The 16,550-nt window shown below is 63.7% G+C and carries 14 protein-coding genes and 1 pseudogene; 8 read left to right on the top strand and 7 right to left on the bottom strand.

Going from position 1 to position 16,550, the window contains the following annotated elements:
• Window positions 1–84 precede the first annotated feature (84 nt).
• Window positions 85–1,287 (top strand): ABC transporter substrate-binding protein, encoded by a 1,203-nt coding sequence (locus JHD73_RS14625; RefSeq protein WP_199031001.1) that lies wholly within the window; start codon window positions 85–87, stop codon window positions 1,285–1,287.
• Here the strand turns inward: JHD73_RS14625 and JHD73_RS14620 are convergent.
• Complete coding sequence (locus JHD73_RS14620) at window positions 1,244–2,080, bottom strand: helix-turn-helix domain-containing protein (RefSeq protein WP_199031000.1); 837 nt, start codon at window positions 2,078–2,080, stop codon at window positions 1,244–1,246. The two genes, JHD73_RS14625 and JHD73_RS14620, sit on opposite strands and share 44 nt — an antisense overlap.
• A gap of 92 nt (window positions 2,081–2,172) precedes the next feature.
• On the opposite strand from JHD73_RS14620, the gene JHD73_RS14615 reads away from it, so the two are divergent.
• The 3 genes from JHD73_RS14615 to JHD73_RS14605 all read left to right on the top strand — a co-directional run bounded on the left by JHD73_RS14615 (window position 2,173) and on the right by JHD73_RS14605 (window position 4,587).
• Entirely contained in the window at window positions 2,173–2,430 is a 258-nt protein-coding gene (locus tag JHD73_RS14615) for a hypothetical protein (RefSeq protein WP_199030999.1), read from the top strand.
• A 180-nt stretch (window positions 2,431–2,610) separates the two neighbouring features.
• Window positions 2,611–3,147, top strand: coding sequence for a GNAT family N-acetyltransferase (locus tag JHD73_RS14610; protein WP_199030998.1), 537 nt, complete (start codon window positions 2,611–2,613; stop codon window positions 3,145–3,147).
• A 144-nt stretch (window positions 3,148–3,291) separates the two neighbouring features.
• Complete coding sequence (locus JHD73_RS14605) at window positions 3,292–4,587, top strand: O-acetylhomoserine aminocarboxypropyltransferase/cysteine synthase family protein (protein WP_199030997.1); 1,296 nt, start codon at window positions 3,292–3,294, stop codon at window positions 4,585–4,587.
• Between the two features lie 22 nt (window positions 4,588–4,609).
• Here the strand turns inward: JHD73_RS14605 and JHD73_RS14600 are convergent, their stop codons facing one another.
• Window positions 4,610–5,518, bottom strand: a complete 909-nt coding sequence (locus JHD73_RS14600; protein ID WP_199030996.1) for a LysR family transcriptional regulator — start codon at window positions 5,516–5,518, stop codon at window positions 4,610–4,612.
• Window positions 5,519–5,808: 290 nt separating this feature from the next.
• Here JHD73_RS14600 and JHD73_RS14595 point away from each other — a divergent pair, with 290 nt between their 5' ends.
• Window positions 5,809–7,104, top strand: coding sequence for an MFS transporter (locus JHD73_RS14595; protein WP_199030995.1), 1,296 nt, complete (start codon window positions 5,809–5,811; stop codon window positions 7,102–7,104).
• A 46-nt stretch (window positions 7,105–7,150) separates the two neighbouring features.
• The gene (locus JHD73_RS14590) at window positions 7,151–8,350 is read left to right on the top strand and encodes a M20 aminoacylase family protein (RefSeq protein ID WP_199030994.1); all 1,200 of its coding nucleotides are present in this window, start codon (window positions 7,151–7,153) and stop codon (window positions 8,348–8,350) included.
• Window positions 8,351–8,420: 70 nt separating this feature from the next.
• On the opposite strand, the gene JHD73_RS14585 is transcribed toward JHD73_RS14590, so the two are convergent.
• From JHD73_RS14585 to JHD73_RS14565, 5 genes are all read right to left on the bottom strand, one after another.
• Window positions 8,421–9,794 carry an amino acid permease gene (locus JHD73_RS14585; RefSeq protein WP_199030993.1) on the bottom strand — a complete coding sequence of 458 codons (1,374 nt, stop codon included), beginning with the start codon at window positions 9,792–9,794 and terminating at the stop codon, window positions 8,421–8,423.
• Window positions 9,795–9,886: 92 nt separating this feature from the next.
• Entirely contained in the window at window positions 9,887–10,372 is a 486-nt protein-coding gene (locus tag JHD73_RS14580) for a hypothetical protein (protein WP_199030992.1), read from the bottom strand.
• 22 nt (window positions 10,373–10,394) lie between these two features.
• On the bottom strand, window positions 10,395–12,305 hold the full coding sequence (locus JHD73_RS14575; protein ID WP_233176985.1) for a S8 family serine peptidase: 1,911 nt from the start codon (window positions 12,303–12,305) through the stop codon (window positions 10,395–10,397).
• A gap of 315 nt (window positions 12,306–12,620) precedes the next feature.
• Window positions 12,621–13,637, bottom strand: a complete 1,017-nt coding sequence (locus tag JHD73_RS14570; protein WP_199030990.1) for a helix-turn-helix domain-containing protein — start codon at window positions 13,635–13,637, stop codon at window positions 12,621–12,623.
• A 114-nt stretch (window positions 13,638–13,751) separates the two neighbouring features.
• Entirely contained in the window at window positions 13,752–15,269 is a 1,518-nt protein-coding gene (locus JHD73_RS14565; protein WP_199030989.1) for a sensor domain-containing diguanylate cyclase, read from the bottom strand.
• A gap of 332 nt (window positions 15,270–15,601) precedes the next feature.
• Between JHD73_RS14565 and JHD73_RS14560 the strand changes: the two genes are divergently transcribed.
• Window positions 15,602–15,790 carry a hypothetical protein gene (locus JHD73_RS14560; protein WP_199030988.1) on the top strand — a complete coding sequence of 63 codons (189 nt, stop codon included), beginning with the start codon at window positions 15,602–15,604 and terminating at the stop codon, window positions 15,788–15,790.
• Window positions 15,791–16,132: 342 nt separating this feature from the next.
• Window positions 16,133–16,550: pseudogene (locus tag JHD73_RS14555) on the top strand (YbhN family protein); the annotation flags it as partial.

Raw genomic sequence — 16,550 nt, 5'->3', positions numbered from 1 at the left:
GCGGCGGATGTCGTCGTTACCATGGGCTCCAAATAGGTGCGGCTACTGGCACGCACCCACAACAAAACACACCAGGAGACACACATGCTCACACGCCGCGCCACGGCTGCGGTGGCTTTGGCCATCGCTTCCTCTTTTGCCCACGCCCAGGTTTCTGACGACAAGGTCAAGATCGGCTTCATCACCGACATGTCGGGCGTCTATGCCGATCTGGACGGCCCCGGCGGGCTGGAGGCCATCCGCATGGCGGTGGCGGACTTCGGCGGCAAGGTGCTCGGCAAGCCCATCGAGATCGTCTCCGCCGATCACCAGAACAAGGCCGACGTGGCGGCATCCAAGGCGCGCGAGTGGATCGACCGCGATGGCGTGGATGTGCTCTTTGCCGGCCCGAACTCGGCGGCGGGCTTGGCGATGAACCGCATCGCGGCTGAGAAGAAGCGCGTGTACATCAACCTCGGCGGCGGTACCCCGCGCTTGACCAACGAAGAATGCACGCCCTACACCGTGCACTATGCGTACGACACCAACGCGCACGTGCGCGGCACCATCGGCGCGCTGCGCAAGCAGGGCGTGAACGCGTGGTACCTGCTGTCGGTCGATTACGCCTTCGGCAAGGACATGGATGCCGAATCGCGCCGCGTGATTGCGGCGGGTGGCGGCAAGGTGGTGGGCGGCACCAAACACCCGCTGGGCGCGCCGGACTTTTCGTCGTACTTGCTGCAGGCACAAAGCTCTGGCGCGCAGGCCGTGGCGCTGGCCAACGCGGGCGGCGACACCATCAACGCCATCAAGGCCGCCAAGGATTTTGGCCTGGACAAGAAGATGCGCGTGGTCGGCCTGGTTATGACCATCGACGAGATTCACGCACTCGGCCTGCAGACGGCGCAGGGTATGCAGCTGATCGATCCGTGGTACTGGAACTCCAGCGATGCCGCGCGTCAGTTTGGCGAACGTTTCTACGCCAAGTACAAGAAGATGCCGAGCGCCCTGCAAGCGGCCGACTATTCCGCCACGCTTACCTACCTGAAGGCCGTGCAGGCTGCCGGCACGGATGACTCCGATCGCGTGATGGCCAAGCTCAAGTCGATGAAGATTGACGACATGTACACCAAGGGCGGCTACGTGCGCGCCGACGGCATGATGATTCACGACATCTACCTGTTCGAGGTCAAGAAGCCGTCGGAATCGACCCGCCCGTGGGATTACTACAAGCTCGCGCAGACGATTCCGGGTGAGCAGGCGTTCAACACGCTGGCGGAATCGGCTTGTCCGTTGGTGAAGAAGTAAGCGTGAGCGTGGTGCATCCGCCGGCGGCATACCGCCCCGGCGTGATGCCGAACGTCGCGCGAAACCGGGCAATGAACGCGCTGACGTTGTCATAGCCGAGATCGAGCGCGATCGTTGTGACCGGTGCTCCGGCTGCCAGTCGTTCCAACGCACACATCATGCGCAACCGATGGCGCCAGGCTTCAAATGCATAGCCTGTCTCGCCGGCAAATCGCCGGGTGAGCGTGCGTGGGGCAACAGCAGCCCAATCGGCCCAATCCTGCAGGCGCCGGGTGTCGGATGGGTCGGCAATGAGTGCGTGGGCGATCTTGCGCAGGCGCGCATCGGCGGGCATCGGCAAGGCACCGGGCACCGGCGTGAGTGCGCGGAGTTCATCGGAAATTACGGCGGCAATGCGTTGCTGCGCGGGGTCAAGCACGTCGTCAGCCCATGTTGCCGCACGGGAGATTGCGGCACGGAGCAGCGCAGACATCGACAGCGTGCACGGCACCTCCGGCAAGTCTTCGCATGCGTCGGGCGCGAGGTAGGCGGCCCAGCCTACGAATGATCCGTGCGTCTCTGCACCGTGTTCTACGCCGGGCGGAATCCATATCGCCTGTCCTGCAGGTACGACGCTACGGCCTTCCGCAGTCTGCACGGTCAGCACGCCGGTATCTGTCCCGAACAGCTGTCCGCGCGCATGGCTGTGCGGTGCCGTGGCGCGTGGCGAATGGCTGGTCTGATCGACCGCGTAAAGCCACCGACCACCGGCCGATTGCACACGCTGGGCAGAAAGCAAGGGTTGGGATGGCATGGCCTGAAAAGCGTATCGAATGGCATATATGGCTGAGTAACGCCAATTTATCGGCTCTAAAGTGATGTGGTCAATCACCCCTGGAGCACACCATGCGACCCGAAGATGTTCTATCCGACACCGCCAACTTTGCCGACTTTGATGGACTGACGATCCGCAAAGGCACGGTGGCGGCTTTCCTGGCCAACGCGCAGGCGTGGCTTGACCCTAAGGTGGATGCTGCTGAACGTGCTGAGGCGGAGCGCTTGTTGCTGGAGGCTGTGCCGGCGCTGCGCAAGCTTGGGGTGTTTGCCGTGCTGGAGATTCGGGATGCGGCGCTGCGCAGGTTGGTGGAGGGTGTGCCTGGGTAGGCTGCGGGTTGTTGTTCCGGGCCGACGGTGACTATTGCCGCCATCCCCGCTTTCCGGCTGGGGTGGTCATGGTCGGCACCGGAGAAAGGCCCTTGGCTAGTACCATCAGGCTCACGAACTGTCGGCGTGCCGCGATGAAGGTCAATACAATGCCGCTGAACGAACCATTCGAGGTGTAGGTTGAAAATCGAGTGTGCTCCACCTTCCGGCTACCCAGGCATCATGCTTCGGCAACTTGAGCGTGCCGACCTCGACGCTTGGTATGCATATCTGAAGCTCCCTCAGGTTGTTGAGCACACGAGCTGGAACCTGTCGTCTGCAGCCGACCTCAACGCGCAGTTCGACGGCTATGCGTCCACCGCACCCGAATCGATCCGTCGTATGGCGATCGTTAATGAGCGTGCCGGCGCGTTGATCGGCACGATTGGCTTTCACAGTATTTCCGACGTGAACCGGACGGCGGAGATTGCCTACGATCTTTGCCCGTCACACTGGGGGAGGGGCATTGCGCGTGCAGTCTGCACATCGGTTACCACGTGGGCGTTCGTCCACTACGGCTTTCTTCGCGTGCAGGCGACGGTCTTGGCCAGCAATGCGCGATCGGCACGTGTACTGGAGGCGTGCGGGTATCAATACGAGGGACTGCTGCGCTCGTTTCGCATGGTCCGGGGCGCGCCGGGAGACTTCGCGCTCTACGCAAGACTCGCGACGGACTAGGCCGGTTGTCCTTCAGGCTGCGCAGGGGCACAACATCGCTCAAGCTGTCCATGCGACTGCGGCATAAGCAAAGACAAAAACGATCGTTTGTGCGCCGCAGGGCTGCCCATATGCTCGCCGGATCAACCCTCCGGAGACGCCTCGATGACGCAGCCCACCCCACCCAACTGGAAACTCGACACCCTGGCCGTTCATGGCGGCTACAGCGCTGACCCGACCACACGGGCCGTGGCCGTGCCGATCTACCAGACCGTCGCCTTCGCCTTTGACGACACGCAACACGGCGCTGACCTGTTCGACCTGAAGGTTCAGGGCAACATCTATTCGCGCATCATGAACCCGACCAACGACGTGCTGGAGAAGCGCGTCGCGGCGCTGGAGGGTGGCATCGGCGCGCTGGCATTGGCGTCGGGGCAGGCGGCCGTCACGTATGCGATCCAGACGATTGCGGAGGCGGGCGACAACATCGTTTCGGCCAGCACGCTGTACGGCGGCACCTACAACCTCTTCGCGCACACGCTGCCGCTGTCGGGCATCACCACGCGCTTTGCCGATCCGCGCGATCCGGCCTCGTTTGAAGCGCTGATCGATGACCGCACCAAGGCCATCTTTGCCGAGACCGTCGGCAACCCGCTGGGCAACATCACTGACATTGCGGCGCTGGCGGAGATTGCGCACCGGCATGGCGTGCCGCTCATCGTCGACAACACGGTGCCGACACCGTACCTGGTGCGGCCGATCAAGCATGGTGCCGACATCGTTGTGCATTCGCTGACCAAGTACCTGGGCGGACACGGCACCAGCCTGGGCGGCGCGATTGTGGATTCGGGCAAGTTTCCGTGGGCGCAGCACAAGGCGCGCTTCAAGCGCCTGAATGAGCCGGATGTGAGCTACCACGGCGTGGTCTATACCGAAGCGCTGGGCGAAGCGGCCTACATTGGCCGGGCGCGCGTGGTGCCGCTGCGCAATACCGGCGCTGCGCTGTCACCGTTCAATGCGTTCCTGATCCTGCAGGGCATCGAGACGCTGGGCCTGCGCATCGACCGCATCACGCAGAACGCCGCACGCATCGCGCGCCATCTGCAGGGGCATGCCAAGGTGGAATGGGTCAATCATGCCAGCCTGGATGACCATCCCGACTACGCGCTGGCGAAGAAGTATCTCTCCGGCAAGGCCCCGGGGCTGCTGACGTTTGGCGTGAAGGGTGGGTTTGCTGCGGGCGCGCGCTTTCAGGATGCGCTGCAGTTATTCACGCGGCTGGTGAACATTGGTGATGCGAAGTCGCTGGCCACACACCCCGCGTCGACCACGCATCGGCAGCTCTCCGAGGCTGAGCTGGCCAAGGCCGGGGTGCGGCAGGAAACCATCCGGCTGTCGATCGGCATCGAGCATATCGACGATCTGCTGGCGGATCTGGATCAAGCGTTGGCACGGGCTTGATCAGGCGCGGTACCTCGCGTGCTCACGGCTGCTCCGGATACGCTTGCCGTAGCGCTTGCGCCAGCGCGTCATACAAGCGTGCACCGAGTGCTGTCAGGACGTGGCGGTCCCGCGTGAGCAGCGAGACGATGCGCTCGGGCATTGGCTGATCGGTCTCGATGAAGTCGATTGTCTGACGGATGATGGATGAGCGCATCGATTCACTCGATAGCAGGAGTAGCGCATCCGATTTCCAGCACAGCTCGAGCAGCAGTGTCATGGAGTTGCACTCAACCACGCGTGCGGGCGGCGCGAGACCCGCGTTAGAAAACAGTCGGTGCAGAGGCGAGTGCTCATCGGCGAGTGAGTCGGGGGCCAGCCACTCTGCTTGCTGCAGGGCATGCAGAGGCTGCTTGCCCTGTAGCGGATGGCCCTTGCGCACGCCGATCAGCGTTTGCAGGCGGCAGACGGCGTCATGGTCGAGTCCTCGCTCGCTGGACTGCAACTGAGACGTCAGGGCAAAGTCGATGGCCCCTTCACGCAGCAGTTCTAGCAACGGGCCGGGGCGTGCCTCCAGGATGCGCAATCGCGCGTTGGGAAACTCGCGCCGGAAAGTCACAAGGCAGTCTGCCACCGGACCGATGAGCGCGGTGACAGGGGTGACGCCCACCGTCAATTCGCTCGTGACAGACCCCTTCATGTCTTCCAGATCTTCGCGCGCGCGTTTGACGCTTTCGTTGATCAAGCGCGCATGCCCGATAAGGCGCTGGCCGTATGGCGTAAGCCGGATGCCCTTGCTGGAGCGTACGAAAAGCGTCGCGCCCACGCTGGTTTCCAGCTCCTTGATGGCCTTGCTGAGCGCTGGCTGTGTGACGTGAAGCAGGCGCGAGGCTTCCTGGATGCTGCCCGTCTCGGCAATGGTGACCAGTGCGCGTAGCTGGTTGAGCTTCATGTATGTCCTCGATACACGGCGCAGGGAAAGGTTGAGGTCCAGCGCCGCCAGCCGGCAACTGTACTGCGGAATCCTCCAGGGGCAACCAAGGTAGCGACAGTGCCGATGTCGGGCGATGGTCGTTGGGCTGCGCAGCACGTCTTACAGGCACGATCCTGCCATAGCCAACGGCTATAGCCATGAAAAAAAGCGAGAGGCGCAATCGGGGCGATCGCTCCTACTATTGCCCTTCAATCCAGCGCATTGCGGGACGCTCACAGAAGTCCGCTCGACTGGAGGAGACTATCGAGATGGATGCCCAGATCGCCGTGCCCGCTGGTGCCCCCAGCCACGGCACCACCACCGTCACCTCGCATTCGAGCCGCGCTGTTGTTGCTGCTGCCATCGGCAACGGGCTCGAAATGTACGACTTCACGGTCTACAGCTTTTTTGCCGCCACCATCGGGCGGTTGTTCTTTCCGTCGAGCAGTCCGCTGGCTTCGCTGCTATTGTCGTTTGCCACGTTCGGCGCAGGCTTTGTCATGCGCCCCCTCGGCGCTGTACTGATCGGCAACATGGCTGACCGGCGCGGCCGCAAGGCTGCGCTCACACTGACCATTGTGTTGATGACAGTCGGCACTGCGTTGATTGCCTTCACACCCAGCCACGCGACGATTGGTGTGACGGCAACGGTACTGGTGGTGCTCGGTCGCTTGCTGCAGGGCCTGTCTGCCGGTGGGGAGATCGGTGCGGCGTCAGCGTTGCTGCTGGAATCGGCCAGCAAGGGCCGACGCTGCTTTCTGGTGAGCTGGCAGGCAGCTACACAGGGTGCTGCGGCGCTGCTCGGCGCGTTGACCGCGGCCGGTGTGAGCGCCGTGCTCAGCCCTGATGCCATGCAGAACTGGGGCTGGCGACTGCCGTTCATGCTGGGGTTGCTGATTGCTCCGGTCGGCATGTACATCCGCCGGCATTTGAAGGAGACGCACGAGGCCGCCCCACACGGGAGCGTGGTCGATGTGCTTCGCCAGCATGCACGCACGCTGGTGCTAGGCATGCTGCTGATGACGGGGGCCACTGCGTCGATGTACATCCTCGTTTTCTACATGCCCACCTACCTGATCCAGTCGTTGCACATGCCACCGGTAACGGCGTTTCTCACGGCCTGCGTGGCGGGGTCGACCATGCTGGTCATGTCGCCACTGTTTGGCCTGCTGGCCGATCGCCTGCCAACGCGCAAGCCGATGCTGTATGCCGCGTCCGCAGTCAGCCTCTTGTGCGTGTATCCGGGCTTCATGCTCCTGTCTTCCGGGCCGGGGTTGGCGCTCACCATGGCGCTCATTGCGATGGGCGTGGCGATCATGGCGATCAGCAATGGCGCGGGTGCTGCACTACTGATGGAAGCTTTCCCGCGTCAGCATCGCGCGACCGGCATGTCGGTGATGTACAGCCTGGGGGTGACCCTGTTCGGCGGTTTTGCGCCACTCGTCGTCACCTGGTTGTTGGGCGCAACCGGCAATCCGATGGCACCGGCCTGGTATCTGCTGGCCAGCAGTGCAATCAGCCTGTGCGCGCTGACGCTGTTCCCGACATATCCCGGCCGCGATTGAGTCGCGCCATTGCTGCTTCAACCCGAACCCTTCCTGACATCGCACCATGTACCTCGATCCGAACTCGCCCAGCATTCCGCAGGCCCTGCATGTGGGTGCTGACCGCTTTGCCGAACTGCGCCATCGCATCCATGCTAATCCGGAGTTGGGCGGAGATGTGCCGAATACCTCCCAGCTCGTCGCCGGCCTACTGCGTGAATGGGGCTATGACGTACACAGCGTTGGTGGCCACGGCCTGGTGGGTCAACTGAAGGTGGGCAACGGCACGCGCACCATCGGCCTGCGCGCCGACATGGATGCACTGCCGATGCAGGAGCGTACAGGCTTGCCATATGCCAGCCAGGTGGCCGGCCGCATGCATGCGTGCGGCCACGATGGCCATACTGCCACGTTGCTTGCTGCCGCCGAGCACCTGGCGGCCACGCGAAACTTCAATGGCACCTTGAACCTCATCTTCCAGCCCGATGAAGAGGGCCTGGCCGGTGCCGTGGCGATGATGGAGGACGGCCTGTTCGAGCGCTTCCCCTGCGACGCCATCTACGCTTTTCATAACGCGCCTGGGTTGCCGCTGGGTGTGGCCGTGGTGCAGAGCGGCCCGCTTGGAGGGTCATCGGATCGCGTGACGGTCACTTTCAGCGGGCGCGGTGGCCATGGCGCCATGCCTAACTTGGCCGTGGACCCCACGCTGGCCCTGGCAGCGACGGTGGTGGCGTTGCAGGGCATCGTCTCACGCAATGTCGCGCCGGTGGATGCGGCCGTCATCAGTGTCGGTCAGATGCAGGCAGGGACGACCCACAACATCATCCCGGAAACAGCCATGCTCAAACTGAGCGTGCGTGCCACCAAGCCGGAGGTGCGCGAATTGCTGGAGACGCGCATCCGCGAGGTCATTACGCACCAGGCCGCGTCTTATGGCGTGCAAGCGGAGATTGTCTACGAGCGGCTGGTGCCGGCCATCTGCAATGCGCCGGAGCAGGCCGCCATTGCGCGCCGCGCTGTGGCAAGCGTGCTGGGTGAAGAGCGTGTCATCCAGGTGCCGCCGTCCTCGCAGATGGGCAGTGAAGACTTTGCATGGATGCTGGAGAAGCGCCCAGGCTGTTACTTCGCGCTGGGTAACGGTCTGGGAGGCCAATGGGTTGGCTGCTCGCTACACAACGACGGCTACGATTTCAACGACAAGCTGATCCCGATTGGCGCGGCATGCTGGGTGGCGCTGGTGGAGGATCAGTTGCGTGCCGAGAGCTGATACGCGGGCACGCACGTGCCCCATATGAGAGCGAGTTGGTCGAACGCTCGAACAGGGGGCACTCAAGCGACTACCCGCGTCGCACCCACCGGAACACACCCGCCATCACCACCAGAAACGGCACTCCCACCACCAGCGTCATCCGGAAATCCGCCATCCACGCCGTGCTGACGATGATGACCACCATGGCAACGGCGCCGATGGCGGTCAGCACCGGAAAGCCCCACATGCGGAACCGCAGCGCGCGTCCTTCACGCTCCGCCGCCCGACGGAAACGCAGGTGCGTGACGAAGATGACGAGCCACGTGAACAGCGCGCCGAACATCGCCAACGACATCATCAGCAGGAACGAGTGGCCCGGCAGCACCACGCTCAGCACGGCCGCCAATGCCGCACCCGAACTGGATACGGCCAGTGCACGCAGCGGCACGCCGCGCTTGCTCACCTCACCCAGCGCACTGGGCGCCTGCCCGCCGCGCGCCAGGCTGAACAGCATGCGCGTGGACACATACAGCTGCGCGTTCATCGATGACAGCGCCGCGGTGAGCACCACGAAGTTCATCACACCCGCGCCGCCGGCAATGCCCAGGATTTCCATCACCCGCACGAACGGGCTCTTGCCGGTACCTGCCTGCTGCCATGGCACCACGGCCAGCATCAACGCCAGCGTGCATAGGTAAAAGAACACCAGCCGGAACAGCGTGGAGCGGAACGCGCTGGTAGCGGCGGCCTCGGGCTCGCGTGCTTCACCAGCGGCCACGGCAATCAGCTCGATGCCGAAGAAGCTAAAGATGCTGACCACGGCGCCAAACCAGACGCCAGACCAGCCGTGCGGCAGGAAGCCGCCCGCATCCACGTAGTTGTGAAAGCCGATCGGCCCGCCGTCGGGCGCGCGATAGATTGCATAGCTCGCCACCGCCAGAAACGCGACGATGGCCACCACCTTGATCATCGAGCACCAGTATTCCGCCACGCCAAACACGTCGACGCTGCTCGCGTTGATCCATACCAGCACGGCAGAGAACCCGACGATCCACACCCACGCAGGCACGCCCGGAAACCAGTACGCCATGTACACGGCAACCGCCGTTACCTCCGCGCCGATCACGAAGACGACCGCCGCCCAGTACGCATAGCGCACCAGAAATCCGGCGAGCGGGCTGACGTAGTGCTCGGCATATGCGCCGAACGAACCGGTGGTGGGGTGGGCGACAACCATCTCGGCCAGGCATCCCATCAGCAGCAGCGCAATGACCGCGCCAATGGCGTAGCTGGCGATCACCCCGGGGCCGGCCAACTGGATGGCTGCACCACTGCCCAGGAACAAGCCAGTGCCGATCGCGCTGCCGATGGCGATCATGGTGAGTTGCGCGGAAGAGAGACGATGCTGCAAGCCGCCTTCGCGTGCAGCCAGTGCTTCGAAGCTGCCTGGGCTCTTGTCCATGATGTCGATGTATCGGAAAAGGCCAGGATGATACGCCCTTCACGCAGAACGCCCCGCGCAGGGCGGGGCGTTGTAGCTGGCGAGAAGCGAGTCTAGCGTGCTACGGGTTTTGCATACTGGATGGGCACGTCCACGCGCGCCTGCGGCAATGCCTTCTTGAGCAGCGCACGCGCGGTCACGGCATCCTGGAATGCCGCAAACCGCAGAGTGCTGATGTTCAGGTGGCCGTAGTACTCCGCTGACACGGGCGCCGCCGAGAGCCCAACTACCGCCTGGCGCACGCTGTCGACCGACACTTGCGAGACAACCACCTCGTTGCGGCTCTCGCCGACCACGCCTCGCTCGTTGGCCACTTGCGTGACGGCCGCGGATGTAGCGCCTGCAGACTTGGTGCGCGTGCCACTGGAGAGCACCTTGAACGACTGCGATTCGAGTTGCACTACGGGTGCGCTTGCATATTGCGCCAGCTCCTGCGTCGTCAGGTGTTTGCCGACCGCCAGGTCTGCTGCCTGGCACGCCGCACCCATTGAAAGGAGCGCCGCCAGTGCCACGGTTTTCATAACAGTTGGATTGATCATGTTGAAAGGTCTCCGAACGGGCTTACTTGGCGGCAATCACGCGATACTCCACGGCCAGCGGCGTGGTCAGGGTCACGGTGTGTGCACCACCCTGGGGCTGATACGTTGAGCACGCGTTGGTCGGTACGCCGCTCACGGCGTAGACCTCCCACGTGCCGGCCGCGTTCTCGCCATAGAAGGCATAGCTGCCCAGGCCGTACTTGTTCACGGCACTGACGCCGTTGTTGTAGTAGCCGTTGTATGGCAGTGACAACGCCGACACCGTACCCGATGGTGATTTCACGAAGAAGCCGACACTGCCCACACATACCGAGCCCGACACGCGCAGTTGCAGCGCATCCACCTTGTCGCTGCCCGACACGTTGAACTGCCCCAGCTTTTGCACCGAGCCGTAGTTCAGTTGATTGACGTTGCCAAAGGCCGCTGCAAAGTCCGGTACCGAGAGAGCGGCAGGTTTGTACGCGGTGTATGCCTTGGCCATCTTGACGGCCGCCGAAGCATCCACCAGCCCGAAGCCGTACCAGGTGGAGTAGGCGTAGCCCGCGCCATTGGTCTGCCAGCCGTAGTCCACGCGAGCCGTGGTTGCGCCATCGACCAGGGTGGTGCCGGTGTCGGCCGTCAGTGTGCCGCTGGTCAGATCCACCTTGGCGTTGCGGTTGTCGCGGCTGCCGTAGTTCGGGTCGATCTGCTTGGCGGTGGCGCGCAGGATCTCACGTACATCGCGCCAGGTCAGGTTCGGGTTGGCCGACAGCATCAGCGCGACCACGCCGGACAGTGTGGGCGTGGCCGCCGACGTGCCATCCATGCTGGAGTAGTCGCACTTGGCGTTGTCCTTGGTGTTGGTGGCGGTGCCCGGAACCGCGAAGTCGTAGGTCTCATCGGTACCAGTGCGGCTGTAGCCGCGCGCGCACCCGCTCAAATCGGTGGAGAAGATCTTCGGACCGCTTCCGACTTCTCCATATTTGCCGCCGTTGCCCCTTTCACCACCCAGGCCCGTGATCCAGTTGACGGGCCCCGCATTTGAATAGCTTGCCTTGATGCCTTGCGCATTGGCCGCGCCAACGACGATGACGCCCGGTTCCAGCGCCTCGGTATCGTTGGCCGGGTTCTCGCAACTGATCAGACCGGATTGTCCACCGATTGTGGGGCAACTACGGACCAACACCCCGTTCTCGACAAATCCCTGGTACTCGTTGCCGGAAGCCTTGAGCATGACCAGTCCCCGCCCGCTGCGCAGGTTCGGGAAGGCCCGCACCGCCGCCTGTGTGGAGGCCGCAGTGTCGTAATCTATGGGCTCGGGCGGGTTGGCGCCGTATGAGGCGTTGATCAGGTGCGCGTTCTTCGACCAGCCGGCGCCGCCATAGGCATCCGTGAGGTCTGGAAGGGGTTTGATCAGGAACCGCGCACCACCCAGCGTTGCGCGCGGTGCGATGCCCATTACGCCCTTGCCGTTCTGCGCGCCGGCGATGATGCCAGCCACGTTCGTGCCATGGGCTGCTTCCACGTTGGCCGCAAGATTCGCAGGTGTAGGGTCGTTCGAGCCGTCATCGAAGTTGTGCGTCATGTCCGAGTTGGCATTGGCGTACAGGTCTTCGTTGTGCACGTCGATGCCATCGTCTAGCACCAGCACGTTCACTCCCTGGCCCTTGATGCCCGCCCTGTGCGCATCTTCCACGTTGATGTCGGTCGTGCCGTTGGCGACCAGACCGAATGCCGCAAAGAAGCTTGTTGCCTGCTTGAGTGCCCATTGGTAGGCATACAGCGGCTCTGTGCTGCCGGTCTGGCAAGCGTATTTGGCGTCAACGCCGGTTTCCGCACAGGTGGATGCCGGTGGCGTATTGCCGCCGGTGTTGCCGCCGCTGTTGTTTGCCGTATTGGTTCCCGAATCTCCACCGCCGCATGCGGCCAAGGCCACCGTGGCGAACAGCGTCAAGGCAAGCGTTTTTCCCGTTATGTCTTTCACGAGACCCCCGTTTTGTCGTTGTGTGTTGTGCAAGGCGCAGGTGCTTGCGCCGCTCCGACCTGTCCGACGAAGAGAGAGCACGTGGGGCGTGTTTGCCGCAAGCGCGCCGGCGCCATTCAGGTCGGGGCGGATGCTCGCACGCACGCTGGCTGGGGTTCAATGAAGAACGCCGCACTGGCGGTGAACCGGTACGGCCGTCGCGGGAACCTGTCTGCGCGTCTCAGGACGAGCGCGCTTCAAGTCTTGTGGGGGGAGTGGAGTCGGGCGGGTCGTCGCGCGCGTGTCTCAGCGCATCTGCATGACCCATGTCCGCCAGTCTTTGTGCTGCACGAACGGCAGCGTGGCGGCACGGCCTTCCAGGGCCAGCATGCGTGTCTCACGCGGCGACATGCCCGACGCACGGCGGTATGCGCGCGCAAAGTTTGATGCGTCGGAAAAGCCATAGGTCTGCGCGATCTCGGCCACCGAGCGATGTGTCTGCGAGCGATCCGCGAGGATCGCATGGCATTGCCGCAGGCGCTGCAGGCGCACGTAGTTGAAGAAGCCACCTTCGCGCTCGAACAGCCGGTATAGCGTGGCGCGCGAAACGCCGAACTGCACTGCTACGCCCTCAGGTGTGAGCGAGAGATCCGCCAGGTTCTGCTGTATGTGCCGGCAGATCGATGCGAACAGGCTTTCTTTCACGGCCGTGGCATTGGCTTCCGTCACCTCGCAATTGATGGCCGCAGCCGCCAGTTGCAGGGTGCCCGGAATGACGGCCTGCGCTTCTGCAGCACTCAGTTGTCCGGCAGTTCGATACAGTGCGCACAGGTGGTCGCGCAGCAGGCTGACCATGGGCGCATCGCCGCGCAACAGGCGCATGCTCAGTTCGTCAGGCGAGCGCAGTTGCGGCGCCAGCAGGCGCCGCGGTACGACCAGGCTCAGGAAGCGGCTGTCGCTGGTGCTGGTCGCCAGGGGTTGCGCGGCATCGACGATGAAGAGGTCCCCTGGCCGGGTGGCGGTGCCGTTGGCGCCGTCGCGTTGTGCGCAACTGCCTTCCAGGTAGTACTGGAGCACGTAGACGTCGATGCCGTCGCGCCCGAGCTTGGAGCGCGAGCGATCATAGTGCTGCGCCTGCGCGCTGATCATGCCCAGGCCCGCCTCGCCGCACAGATAGGCATTCACGCTGGCGCGAAAGCCGTGCGACCGTGGCGCGGCCGACCGGGTGTCGAACAATACGTTGACGGCGTCTCGCCATGCTGCGAACTGATGTTCGCGCGGGAGCGCGCTTGTATCGAAATGGGAATGAGGGGGTTTGCTCATGGCCAGTTCCTCTGAGCCGCCATTGTGCAGAAGCCTTGCGCGATGGTGGCATGCCCCCGAAGTGGGGGTGCCATAAGGTACTGGCATCAATGCCTGCTGCGCAAGTCGCAGCGCCTACACCACCGCCAGCTTGGGCCGTTCCTGACGCGGGATGACCGTGTTGCGCCCGGCAGCCTTGGCCTCGTACAGTCGCCCGTCGGCCAACCGCACCAGGTCTTCGGCGGTATCTTCGGCTGTGTCGATGCCCGAGTGCGCGGCCACGCCGATGCTGACCGTCAGCTTGCCGTGTGCGCTGCCCACGTTGGGCTCGTCGGCCGCCAATACGGCAGCGCGGATGTTCTCGGCCACGCGCACCGCGCCGGCCAGATCGGTGTTGGGCAGGATGGCGCAGAACTCCTCGCCGCCGTAGCGGCCGGCAAAATCGCCCGGGCGCTTGATGTTGTCGTTGATGCAGCGTGCCACGGTGCGCAATGCGGTGTCGCCGGCAGCATGGCCATAGCGGTCGTTGAAATGCTTGAACTCGTCCACGTCAATCATCAGCACGGCCAGCGGTGCGCGGCTGCGGCTGGCGCGGCGCCATTCCACCTCCAGTGCGGCATCCAGCGCGCGACGCGTGCCCAGGCTCGTCAGGCCATCTGTGTTGGCCAGCCATTGCAGTTGCTGCTCCATTTCCAGACGCTTGCGCAACTGCCCGGCAAACAAGATTGACAGTGTCATGAACACTGCATCGAGCAGCAGCACGATGCTGCCGATCACCCAGGCGCGCTGCCGCCATTCGGCGTAGATGTCTTCGGTGGCCAGGCCGACTGCCACGATCAGCGGTTGCTCGCCGATATGGCGGAAGCTGAACAGGCGCTCGATGCCGTCAAGCGCTGCCAGTTCTACGTAAGATCCCTCGGTCGACAGCAGGCGCCGCTGGAAGGCCAAACTTTCCGCCACGCTGCGGCCGATGAGTTGTTCGTTGTAGGGGCGGCGCATGAGCAGCGTGCCGTCTGCGCGCACCAGCGTTACGGTAGCGCGCGGCCCAAGGTTGAGGCCGTCAAAGAGCCGTCGGAAGTAGTTCAGCCGCAGCGTGCCGACCACGATGCCCTTGAATTCGCCATGCGGCCCGTTCAGGCGCCGGCTCAGTCCCAGTGATGCTTCGACGCCGTTGATGCGCGGCTTGAATGGCTCGCTGATGTAGAGGCCGACATCCGGGGAGCCCTGATGCACCTGAAAGTAATCGCGGTCGCCCACGTGGATATGCCGCGGCGGTACCGAGCGCGAATCGATGATGACTTCGCCCGCCGGGTTGGCCACCAGCAGCGAGCCCAGGTCCTGCGCGTTGGTTGAGCGGTCGAACAGCACGAGCTGCCGGATGTTGGGCGGCAGGGCGACGATCTTCGGGTCCTGCATGCCGTCAATTACCGCCTGCAACGACAGGTCGTACACCTCGATGTTGCGGGCGATGTCGCGCTGCAGGATCAGCGAGAGGTTGTCGGCGGCGTCACGGGCACGTGCCAGCGCATCCACGCGCATTTCCCACAGCGACAGGGCGGTCAGGGCGGCCAGCAACAGCGACAGCACCGTGGCACCGATGATCAGCAGGGGTGGGTGCCGCAAAAAGGCGCCAATGGTGCGCTGGAGTGGCATGCGCGTTCGCAAGAAAAATGAAAGTGAAACGATTGAAAACGTCGTCTTGATTGTGTACCGGACTCCACCTGGCTACGCAATATCGCCTAGAGCATTTGTCGGGTTTGCAATCGTTTGCGCGGCCGCTGCGACGCAGCAGTTGTCGTATTGATGTCGAGACCGGGTCCGCAGCTTGCTGAGCATCTCCTGAGTGTCGAGCACGTCGCGTGCGGCAGTGCATGACCCGGCGACACTCGCCCGTGCCACGCTGTACAGCGGTTTTCGCTCATCGTCACTGCTGATTACCGGTTGCCCGGATTGTCTATGCTGGGTAAGCCTTCTTGGAGAACGCCATGCCAGACGACCGCGTCTCGTCCGCCCCTGTGCCCGCCAACCCGCATCCGCCTGTGCCGGATTCACATGAGGAGGCCCTGTTGGACGAGGGCCTGGAAGAGACTTTTCCGGCCAGCGACCCGGTTTCCATCGATACCGGCAAGCCGGATGTGGCACCGAAAGCGCCGGGGAGCGCGCCATCGCCGTAAAATAGGGGTTTGCGTGTCAACGGAACGGCGGCTTTGTCCGTGTTACGTGGCATCAGAAACACAATCGTGCGAATTCAGCGCGCGCGTATTGCGGGGCAACCGGTGCGCCGGTCGGACACGATTCCGGCGCGGACGACAATAAGCCAGCACCGGCAAGTCGGGGTCAATTCATGATGTCGATGCCGCACATGTGGCGGTCGGGCGCTTTGCTCGCCGCTGTCTCCCGTCTGCGCGCCGTGGGATTCGCCAATGGCACACCGCCGGCGCTCGTATTCCGCTCATCAGGTTGGGATCGGGCGCCTGACCCAAACCAGCCAAGCCAGCGGAATCTCGTTTCACACCATGCCTGACGCCGCGTCCCACGACGCCAGCCCTAAACCACACCGATCGCCGGTCAAGCAAGCTGCGCCCGCGCCTGCTGACTCTGCGGTTGTTTCTCGCCCGGATTCTGCTTCTGACGCTGGCCGCGGCGTTGGCCTGGGCGGCTGGGCCGTGATCTGCATCGTGCTGATTCTCGGCGCGCTGGTGTTCGACAGCCTGTATGCGCTGCTCGACCATGTGCATTACGCCGATATGGTTGCCGCGCTGCAGGCCACACCACGCGCGCACGTGTGGCTGGCCATTTTGGCCACCGCGCTCAGCTATGTCGCCCTCACGGGCTACGACGCGTCCGGCCTGCGTTACGCCGGCGCACAGATGGCCCGGGGCACGGTCGCCACCACGTCTTTCATTGCCTATGCGTTGGGTAACACGATCGGCC

It is taken from the genome of Ralstonia sp. ASV6, from assembly GCF_016429285.1.
In the GTDB taxonomy this organism is placed as follows: domain Bacteria; phylum Pseudomonadota; class Gammaproteobacteria; order Burkholderiales; family Burkholderiaceae; genus Ralstonia; species Ralstonia flaminis.
This window is presented reverse-complemented; position numbering and strand designations above follow the sequence as displayed.

Coding starts and splice junctions, on each gene's coding strand:
- JHD73_RS14625 (WP_199031001.1), top strand. CDS start 85: ATGCTCACACGCCGCGCCACGGCTGCGGTGGCTTTGGCCATCGCTTCC.
- JHD73_RS14620 (WP_199031000.1), bottom strand. CDS start 2,080: ATGCCATCCCAACCCTTGCTTTCTGCCCAGCGTGTGCAATCGGCCGGT.
- JHD73_RS14615 (WP_199030999.1), top strand. CDS start 2,173: ATGCGACCCGAAGATGTTCTATCCGACACCGCCAACTTTGCCGACTTT.
- JHD73_RS14605 (WP_199030997.1), top strand. CDS start 3,292: ATGACGCAGCCCACCCCACCCAACTGGAAACTCGACACCCTGGCCGTT.
- JHD73_RS14600 (WP_199030996.1), bottom strand. CDS start 5,518: ATGAAGCTCAACCAGCTACGCGCACTGGTCACCATTGCCGAGACGGGC.
- JHD73_RS14595 (WP_199030995.1), top strand. CDS start 5,809: ATGGATGCCCAGATCGCCGTGCCCGCTGGTGCCCCCAGCCACGGCACC.
- JHD73_RS14590 (WP_199030994.1), top strand. CDS start 7,151: ATGTACCTCGATCCGAACTCGCCCAGCATTCCGCAGGCCCTGCATGTG.
- JHD73_RS14585 (WP_199030993.1), bottom strand. CDS start 9,794: ATGGACAAGAGCCCAGGCAGCTTCGAAGCACTGGCTGCACGCGAAGGC.
- JHD73_RS14580 (WP_199030992.1), bottom strand. CDS start 10,372: ATGATCAATCCAACTGTTATGAAAACCGTGGCACTGGCGGCGCTCCTT.
- JHD73_RS14570 (WP_199030990.1), bottom strand. CDS start 13,637: ATGAGCAAACCCCCTCATTCCCATTTCGATACAAGCGCGCTCCCGCGC.
- JHD73_RS14565 (WP_199030989.1), bottom strand. CDS start 15,269: ATGCCACTCCAGCGCACCATTGGCGCCTTTTTGCGGCACCCACCCCTG.
- JHD73_RS14560 (WP_199030988.1), top strand. CDS start 15,602: ATGCCAGACGACCGCGTCTCGTCCGCCCCTGTGCCCGCCAACCCGCAT.